Raw genomic sequence first — 8,837 nt, 5'->3', positions numbered from 1 at the left:
GTGCGCGGAGGGGGACTTGAACCCCCACCCCCTTTCGAGGACTAGCACCTCAAGCTAGCGCGTCTGCCATTCCGCCACCCGCGCAGGGTGATTCGGAGAACCAGTTTCCTTTTTCTCCTCAACAGCGTCAAAAACACTAACACGTCATTGGCCATTCTGTTGATTCGGGACTTACTGCAACACCCCTCGGCAGAACAAGGAAACGTGGGTACGGTGACCTCATGCAGAAAATATCGATAGAGGCCCTCGCCCGCCAGCAAATCGAAGCCGCAGTTGCCGCACCCAGCGGACGCGCTGCAGACACAGCATTCGGCGGGCATGAGAAGACCCTCCGTCAAACAGTCATGGCCTTCCGCGCGGGCACGCGGCTCAGCGAACATCAGAACCCCGGCGAGGCTACCGTCTTCGTGCTGAAGGGAAATGTCTGGCTCAGAGCGGGCGAAGACTCGTGGCAGGGGAAAACGGGAGACCTGTTGATCGTGCCGGACGGCCTCCACAGCCTCGAAGCGGAAGAGGACTCAGCGGTGCTCTTCACCGTGGTCAAGACCGACCGTCAGGCGCAGCCGCCGGCGTAAAGCGGAGAACGACGGCGGCACGTCGCCCACCAACGACGGCGGCACCTCGCCCGCGCACAACGGCGGCACCTCACCCGCGCACGCCTGGTTACGGGCGCGGACCGGCGAGTCCGGGCGGAACGACGCGCGGTTTTGTCCGGCCCTGTACAGCCACGATTGTGAACACCAGCGCCACCAGGGCCGTCGCTACCAACAAGAGCAGACCAATGGAGTAACTGCGCGTCGCGGCGTCGTAGGTGGCTCCCATGACCAGCGGCGGGAAGTATCCACCCAAGCCTCCGGCCGCGCTGACCACTCCGCTGATGCTGCCGACTTTGCCCTGCGGCGCCAGCACGCCCACCCAGGCGAAGACGCCACCCGATCCCAGTCCCAGTGCCGCGGCCATGGCCACGAACGTCAGTCCGGCCTGGACTTCGCCCTCGGGGTACAGGTTCACCACCCAACCGAGCACGGCGACACCGCTGAGCGCGGCGATCACCACCGGCTTGGGGCCCACCTTGTCGGCAAGCACCCCGCCCAGCGGCCTCGCAAGAACGGCGGCGAGGGCAAAACCAGCCGTGCGGGCACCGGCCCCGGCCGGATCAAAGCTGTAGACGTCCCGCAGGTAGGTGGGTAGGTAGGTGGCGAAGGAGACGAAGCCACCAAAGACGACGGCGTACAGGAAGCACATCTTCCAGGTGACGGCGGTGCGGGCGGCGTCGGCGAGTTTGGGCAGCAACGGTGCGTTGCTCGCCGTCCACCCGGGGGCTTCCTTCATCAGGAACCAGACCAGGACGGCCGTGACGGCGAGGAGCCCGGCGATCAGCAGGTGCGTGGGAAAGTAGCCGATCCAGGCCACAAGGCGGGGGTTGAGGAAAGCGGCCAGCGCTGTCCCGCCCATGCCCGCACCGAAAACGCCGGTAGCGAAGCCCCGCCGTGCGGGTTCGTACCAGGCGCTGACAAAGGGAATCCCGACGGCGAAGACCGTTCCGGCCACCCCCAGCAGCAGCCCTGCGCCCAACACGACCGCGAAGGAGTCAATGGTGCCGCCGAACGCCACGAGCAGGACGGGCGGGATGGCGGCGAGCAGCACGAGGGTGAACAGGGCGCGGCCGCCATACCTGTCCGTGAGGGCACCGATGACGATCCGTCCCAGTGATCCCACAAAGACGGGCATGGCCACCAGCACGCCTGTGGCCGCCGGGCTCAGCTGCAGTTGTTGTGTGTAGAAGGACCCCAATGTGGCCACGGAGTTCCAAGCCCAGAAACCCACCACCGAGGCCACGGTGGCGAGCACCAGGTTCAGTGTACGGCCGGCGGGAAGGGGCTGGGACTCTGTTCCGGCCACGGTTTTCTCCTTCAACTCAGCGGTTCTTCGTGTCCCGGTCCCGGGTACCGACGGCGGACCATCCGCGCCGTACCGGCACGACGGAGCTGTCTTTGTCCCGTGACCGGTACACGATGTAAGGACGGAAGAGGTAGTGCAGCGGGGCTGTGAAGGCATGCACCAACCGGGTGAACGGCCAGATCACAAAGAGCGCCATACCCACCAGGGTGTGCAGGTGGAACGAGAAGGGGGCCTGGGCCATCGCGGTAATGTCCGGCTGAAAAATGAAGAGGGACCTGAACCAGGGGGCAACGGTTTCGCGGTAGTTGTGCCCGTGTTCACCCTCGGCCACGCTGGCCAGCGTGGTCCACAGTCCGAAGACGATTGCTGCGGTGAGCACCACGTACATGGTTTTGTCGTTCCTGGTGGTGGCCATGAACACCGGGCCGGTCCTGCGGCGGCGGTAGATGAGCAGGACGATCCCGCCCAAGGTTCCAACACCGGCAATGCCACCGACCAGCAGGGCGTTGAAGTGGTAGAACTCCTGGCTCATCCCCACGGCCTGAGTCCAGGCCATCGGAATGACCAGGCCGAAGAAATGCCCCGCGATCACGGCAAGCAGGCCGAAGTGGAACAGCGGGGAGGCTATCCGCAGAATCCTGGACTCGTAGAGCTGGGAGGATCTGGTGGTCCAGCCGAACTGGTCGTATTTGTAGCGCCAGATGAGCCCTCCCACCAGGACCACCACCATGACGTAGGGCAGGACGCCCCAGAGAAGGATGTCCACGGCAGTACTGTCCATTTCATGCCTCCTTCACAGGCAGCAGGCGCGGATCGTAGGGGTCCAGGCCCACGGCCTCGGTGGGCGGACCGTAGCCGGCCATCCGCATGACTGCCTGTTCGTCGGCCGGAGATTTGCCGGGCAGGGTGGCGCAGATGGCTTGCAGGATCCGTGCGTGGGGAAGGTTGTCGCGGAGCAGGCCGAAGCGGAGCATCTCCAGGCTGGCACGGTAGCGGGTGAGCAGGTCCCGGCCGGCTGCCAGGTCCACCACGGCGGCGTATTCCAGGACCATCGGCAGGTAGTCCGGAAGCTCGCCGCGCGTGTCCACCAGGATCTCGCTTTGCCGGTAAGCCTTCTTGAAACTGCCCAGGACCTCACCGCGGCGCCGGGTATCTCCGTCCGTCCAGTAGGACAGGTGGAGCGCATGCCGCCTGCCAAGGTCGAACTCCTGCACGTATGAGGCTTGGACCTCCATCAGAGGTTCGGACTCCAAGTGCGTCAAGACGTCGTCAAAATCCAGTACGGCTCCTGGAAATTCGGCCAGGGCGGCACGCATGAGGGGAAGGCGGCCGATCAGTTCCTCGTCCGGGTAGGACAGGCACCAGGCTGCGGCGAGGTAGATGATCCGTTGGCGCGTCGTCACAGTTCCTCCCCGCCTGCGGCCCGGCTGTCCGATGCGGCGGCAGGATCCGGTTTCGGGGGGAAGAGCCCGGGTGGGGCTCCGGTGCCGTCCCAGTTCAGCAAGTTCACCCGGCCTCGCAGGGTCGGTTCGCCGGGCGCGGTGTCTGAAGTCTGGCGGTCCCGGAGGGCGTTGAAGGTTTCCAGCGCCACCGGGACGGGCCTGCCGCTGGCCTCGCCGAACGGGGAGGAGTCCTGCATGCCGGGGCCGCCGTCGAAATCCAGCGAACAACCCATTTCCTCCAGGTCGTGGGCTTGTTCCACGTGGGCCTTCGGGATGACGTAGCGCTCGTCGTACTTTGCCAGGGCCATGAGCCGGTACATCTCGTACATGCTGTGGCCGTCCATGCCAACGGACTCGGGGATGGACTCGTCGGGGTCGTTGCCCAGGCTGATGCCCCGCATGAAAGAACGCATGGCCGCGAGCTTGCGCAGCACCGCGGTGACCCTGCCGGTGTCGCCCGCGGTGAAGAGTTCGGCAAGGTACTCAACCGGGATGCGCAGTGCGTCGATGGCGCCGAAGAGGTTCCCGTGGTCCTCGCCGTCGTGGCCCTGGTCCCGCAACAGGTCGACTACGGGAGAGAGCGGCGGCACGTACCAGACCATCGGCATGGTCCGGTATTCGGGGTGCAGGGGAAGCGCCACCTTGTACACCTTGGCCAGGGCGTACACCGGAGAGCGCCGGGCGGCGTCAATCCAGTCTTCGGGGATGCCCTGCGCCCGGGCTTCGGCCTGCACATGGGGGTCATCCGGATCCAGCAGCACATCCATTTGGGACTCGTAGAGATCCCGGGGGTCGGTCACCGACGCTGCTGCGGTGACGGCATCGGCGTCGTACAGAAACAAGCCCAAGTACCTCAGCCGGCCAACGCAGGTCTCCGAGCAGACCGTCGGCAAACCGACTTCAACCCTCGGATAGCAAAAAGTGCACTTCTCTGCCTTGCCGGTTTTGTGGTTGAAGTAAACCTTCTTGTACGGACAGCCCGTCACGCACTGCCGCCAGCCGCGGCACCTGTCCTGGTCCACGAGCACGATCCCATCCTCCACCCGCTTGTAGATGGCGCCCGAGGGACAGGATGCCATGCACGACGGGTTCAGGCAGTGCTCGCAGATCCGTGGAAGGTAAAACATGAAGGTCTGTTCATAGGCGAACTTGATCTTGTCCTCGGATTCCCGCCGGACCTTTTCCACGATCGGGTCCAGATGTCCGTTTTCGGCGGACCCGCCCAGGTCATCGTCCCAGTTGGCGGACCAGGTAATGCTGGTGTCTTTGCCGGTAATGAGGGATTTGGGCCGGGCCACCGGGAAATCGTCGCCCAAGGGCGCATCCACGAGGGTCTTGTAATCATAGGTCCAGGGCTCGTAGTAGTCCTTGAGCTCAGGCTGGACCGGGCTGGCAAAAATTCCCAAAAGCTTCTTCACTCGGCCGCCAGCTTTGAGGACCAGCCTTCCGCGCTTGTTCAGCGACCAGCCGCCGCGCCAGCGCTCCTGGTCCTCATACCGGCGTGGGTAGCCCTGACCGGGCCGGGTTTCGACGTTGTTGAACCAGACGTATTCAGTGCCGGCGCGGTTGGTCCACGCCTGCTTGCAGGTCACCGAGCAGGTATGGCAGCCGATACATTTGTCCAGGTTCATGACCATGCCCATTTGAGCCATGACACGCATCAGTACTGCACCTCCTGCGAACGACGGCGGACGGTGGCCACCATGTCCCTCTGGTTTCCGGTGGGGCCAAGATAGTTGAACGCGTAGGCCAGCTGGGCGTAGCCGCCGATCAGGTGCGACGGCTTGACCAGCAGCCGGGTCACGGAGTTGTGGATGCCGCCGCGTCGGCCCGTCGCCTCGGACTTCGGGACATCGATGGTCCGTTCCTGGGCGTGGTGCACATAGACCACGCCCGCCGGCATCCGGTGGCTGACGATGGCCCGGGCAACCAGCACGCCGTTGATGTTCAGGCACTCCACCCAGTCGTTGTCCTTGACGTGAATTGCTTCTGCGTCAGCCGGACTCATCCAGACAGTGGGGCCGCCCCGGGAGAGGGAGAGCATGAGCAGGTTGTCCTGGTATTCGGAGTGGATGGACCATTTGGAGTGCGGGGTCAGGTAGCGGACCACTACCTCCATTGACCCGTCCTGACCGAGCCTGGGTTCGTTGAAGAGCCGGTGCATGTCCAGCGGTGGCCGGTAGATCGGCAGGGCTTCACCGATGTCGATCATCCAGTCATGGTCGAGGAAGAAGTGCATGCGTCCGGTCAGGGTGTGCCAGGGTTTGAGGCGCTCCACGTTGATGGTGAACGGGGCGTAGCGGCGCCCTCCGGTCTCGGAACCGGACCATTCGGGCGAGGTGATCACCGGCACCGGGCCGGCCTGGGTCTGCGCGAAGGTGATGAACTTTTCGTCGGACCCTTCTGCGAGGTCTGCCAGTTTCCGCCCGGTGCGGACTTCGAGGTCCCTGAAGCCCTGGACGGACAGCGCACCGTTGGTGGTGCCGGAGAAGGCGAGGATGGCTTCGGCCATCTTGGCGTCGGTGTCGATCGCGGGCCTGCCGTCCGCTGCACCCCCGAGCATCACTCCGTTGGAGTGGCTGAGCCGGTCCAACGGACCTTTGAGGCGGTAGGTGATGTTCTTGACCGTGAAGCCGAGCCTGTCGGCCAAAGGCCCGACGGCGGCCAACTTGTCGGCGATGGCCGTGTAGTCGCGCTCCACCACCGAGAAAACGGGCATGTTCTGTCCCGGGACAGCGGGGACTTCAGGATCCCGCCAGTCCCGGACGATGCCGCCGGGCTGCGCGAGTTGGCCCGGGGTGTCGTGCTGCAGCGGCACACTGACCAGGTCCCGGCGGACGCCGAGGTGCGTCTTGGCCAGCCGGGAAAACTCACGTGCGAGCAGGTGGAAGGTATCGAAATCGGTCTTCGTCTCCCACGGCGGATCGATCGCGGGGCTGAAAGCATGCACGAACGGGTGCATATCGGTGGAGGACAGATCGTGTTTCTCGTACCAGGTGGCTGCCGGGAACACGACGTCGGACAGCAGCGTGGTGGAGGTCATGCGGAAGTCCGCGGAGACCAGCAGGTCCAGTTTCCCTTCAGGCGCCTGCTCGTGCCATTTCACGTCCTTGGGTTTGAGCCCTTCAGCGTGGTCCTTGCCGAGGACGTTGTTGTGGGTTCCCAGCAGGTTGCGCAGGAAATACTCGTTGCCTTTGGCGGAGGACCCGAACAGGTTCGAACGCCACAGCACGAGGGTCCTGGGCCAGTTTTGGGGGGCGTCCACGTCCTCGATGGCCGGGTTAAGGGCGCGGCTCTTCAGTGCGTCCGCGATGTAGGCAGGTGCGTCCGTGGCGGTTCCGGCGGCGACGGCGGCCTCGGCTTCATCGGCGACGTCCAGGGGATTGCGGTCAAATTGCGGGTAGAACGGCATCCAGCCGAGCCGGGCGGACTGGGCCAGCGCATCGGCGGTGTGCATGCCGTCCAGGTTTCCGGTGGAGAGCGGGGACTTCAGTGCGTCCGCTGAATAGCCGTCCTGGCGCCATTGGTCCGTGTGCATGTACCAATAGCCTGTGCCGACCATGGTCCGCGGCGGCCGGGACCAGTCCAGCGCATTCGCCAAGGACACCCAGCCGGTGGCCGGTCGGGTCTTTTCCTGCCCCACGTAGTGCGCCCAGCCGCCGCCGTTGCGGCCCATGCACCCCGTCAGCATGACCAGGGCCAACACCGCCCGGTAGGTGGCGTCGCCGTGGAACCACTGGCAGATCCCGGCACCCATGATGATCATCGAGCGGCCTTTGGACTGCTCGGCGTTGCGTGCAAACTCCCGCGCAACCCGAATGCAGGCCTGTGCCGGGACGGACGTGATTTCCTCCTGCCACGCCGGGGTGTAGGGCGTGCGCGCGTCGTCGTAGCCTGCTGCCCATTCACCGGGAAGCCCTTCCCGGCCTACGCCGTACTGGGCCAGCATCAAGTCGAACACTGTGGTGACCAGTTGCCCTTCGACCTCCAGGACGGGGACGCCCCGCCTCAGGATGCTTCCTGTGCCGCCGGCGTCCTCGAAACAGGGCAGCAGGACTTCGGCGCTTTCCCCGGAAACTTCACGCAACGACAGAGCGGGCTCGATCCCCTCAAGGTCCAGGTTCCACTTGCCCTCCCCGCTGCCGGAATAGCGGAAACCCATGGAGCCGTTCGGGACCGCGATCCGGCCGGTTTTCTTGTCAAACAAGACTGTGCGGAATGCCGCGTCTTCGGCAGCCGCTTCGGCGGGGACGTCACGGGCGGTGAGGAATTTCGACGACGTCAGCCCGCCGTCGTCGCGCTTTTCCAGCCGGACCAGGAACGGCAAATCCGTGTACTGCTTCACGTAGTCCGCGAAGAAGGGAACCTCCCGGTCAATGAAGAACTCCTTGAGCATGACGTGCCCCATTGCCATGGCCAGCGCCGCGTCCGTTCCGGCCTGGGCAGGAAGCCATTCGTCGGCGAACTTCGTATTGTCCGCGTAATCAGGGCTGACGGTCACCACTTTGGTGCCGCGGTACCGCACCTCGGCCATCCAGTGGGCATCAGGGGTCCTCGTGACGGGAACATTGGAACCCCACATCATCAGGTAGCCCGCGTCCCACCAGTCTCCGGATTCGGGGACATCGGTCTGGTCCCCGAAAACCTGGGGGCTGGCCACCGGCAGGTCGGCATACCAGTCGTAGAAGGATGTCATCACCCCGCCGATCAGCTGGATGAAACGGGTCCCCACTGCGTGCGAGACCATGGACATTGCGGGAATCGGCGAAAACCCTGCGCAGCGATCCGGACCGTAGGTCTTGATGGTGTTCACGTGAGCGGCGGCAGCGATTTCGATCGCCTCCTGCCAGGACACGCGCACAAGCCCGCCCTTGCCCCGGGCCTGCTGGTAGCGGCGGCGTCGTTCCGGGTCCCCCGCTACCTCCGCGAATGCCAGTACGGGGTCCCCCAGACGCGCCTTGGCCTCACGGTACATCTCCACCAGGACTCCCCGGGCATACGGGAAACGCACTCGCGTGGGTGAGTACGTGTACCAGGAAAAGGCCGCGCCGCGCGGGCAACCCCGGGGTTCGTATTCCGGCCTGTCCGGCCCAACGGAAGGGTAATCCGTTTGCTGCGACTCCCAGGTGATGATGCCGTCCTTGACGTACACCTTCCATGAACAGGATCCAGTGCAGTTCACCCCGTGCGTGGAGCGGACCACCTTGTCGTGGCTCCACCGGTCCCGGTAGAAGATGTCGCCCCTGCGTCCGCCTTCACGAAACACCGCCCGGCCGTCGTCGTTCTGGTCCCACTTCGTGAAGAAACGCGCAAGCTTCAACATTGCATCCGAGGCGGGCCCGTCCAACCCCGCCGGGTCTTTGGCACTCATGGCCTCATCCTAGGGTCCGGTCTCGGGCCAAGATATGGGTCTTAAGACCCTCGCCGGGAACGTGCCCGGGTGTTTCAGATGTTTTCCCTGTGACCCATGGTGCCGGTTGTTCCGGCCCGTTT

General features: G+C 64.7%; 6 protein-coding genes and 1 tRNA gene. 1 reads left to right on the top strand and 6 read right to left on the bottom strand.

The window, feature by feature from the left end:
- Window position 1: 1 nt before the first annotated feature.
- A tRNA-Leu gene (locus OCL88_RS04895) sits at window positions 2–84 on the bottom strand.
- A 137-nt stretch (window positions 85–221) separates the two neighbouring features.
- Here OCL88_RS04895 and OCL88_RS04890 point away from each other — a divergent pair.
- Window positions 222–575 (top strand): cupin domain-containing protein, encoded by a 354-nt coding sequence (locus tag OCL88_RS04890; RefSeq protein ID WP_264961794.1) that lies wholly within the window; start codon window positions 222–224, stop codon window positions 573–575.
- Window positions 576–663: 88 nt separating this feature from the next.
- Here the strand turns inward: OCL88_RS04890 and OCL88_RS04885 are convergent, their stop codons facing one another.
- From OCL88_RS04885 to OCL88_RS04865, 5 genes are read right to left on the bottom strand one after another with little or no spacing between them, the layout of a single operon-like run.
- Window positions 664–1,902 (bottom strand): MFS transporter, encoded by a 1,239-nt coding sequence (locus OCL88_RS04885; protein ID WP_264961793.1) that lies wholly within the window; start codon window positions 1,900–1,902, stop codon window positions 664–666.
- 16 nt (window positions 1,903–1,918) lie between these two features.
- The gene (narI, locus tag OCL88_RS04880; protein ID WP_264961792.1) at window positions 1,919–2,683 is read right to left on the bottom strand and encodes a respiratory nitrate reductase subunit gamma; all 765 of its coding nucleotides are present in this window, start codon (window positions 2,681–2,683) and stop codon (window positions 1,919–1,921) included.
- A 1-nt stretch (window position 2,684) separates the two neighbouring features.
- Window positions 2,685–3,305: a nitrate reductase molybdenum cofactor assembly chaperone gene (gene narJ, locus OCL88_RS04875; RefSeq protein ID WP_264961791.1), complete on the bottom strand. Its 621-nt coding sequence runs from the start codon at window positions 3,303–3,305 to the stop codon at window positions 2,685–2,687.
- Entirely contained in the window at window positions 3,302–5,005 is a 1,704-nt protein-coding gene (narH, locus tag OCL88_RS04870) for a nitrate reductase subunit beta (protein ID WP_264961790.1), read from the bottom strand. The genes narJ and narH overlap by 4 nt, the downstream gene beginning before the upstream one ends.
- Window positions 5,005–8,715, bottom strand: a complete 3,711-nt coding sequence (locus OCL88_RS04865) for a nitrate reductase subunit alpha (protein WP_264961789.1) — start codon at window positions 8,713–8,715, stop codon at window positions 5,005–5,007. Before OCL88_RS04865 ends, narH begins: the two co-directional genes overlap by 1 nt.
- Between the last annotated feature and the right edge of the window lie 122 nt (window positions 8,716–8,837).

Origin of the sequence: Paenarthrobacter sp. PAE-2 (assembly GCF_026013155.1) — a bacterium.
GTDB classification, from domain to species: domain Bacteria; phylum Actinomycetota; class Actinomycetes; order Actinomycetales; family Micrococcaceae; genus Arthrobacter; species Arthrobacter ureafaciens.
The sequence above is the reverse complement of the archived record's forward strand: the minus strand, read 5'-3'. Positions and strand labels throughout refer to the sequence as shown.

Bases quoted from the DNA above. Each gene is read 5' to 3' on its own strand.
- OCL88_RS04890 (WP_264961794.1), top strand. From the start codon at position 222: ATGCAGAAAATATCGATAGAGGCCCTCGCCCGCCAGCAAATCGAAGCC.
- narI (WP_264961792.1), bottom strand. From the start codon at position 2,683: ATGGACAGTACTGCCGTGGACATCCTTCTCTGGGGCGTCCTGCCCTAC.
- narH (WP_264961790.1), bottom strand. From the start codon at position 5,005: ATGCGTGTCATGGCTCAAATGGGCATGGTCATGAACCTGGACAAATGT.
- OCL88_RS04865 (WP_264961789.1), bottom strand. From the start codon at position 8,715: ATGAGTGCCAAAGACCCGGCGGGGTTGGACGGGCCCGCCTCGGATGCA.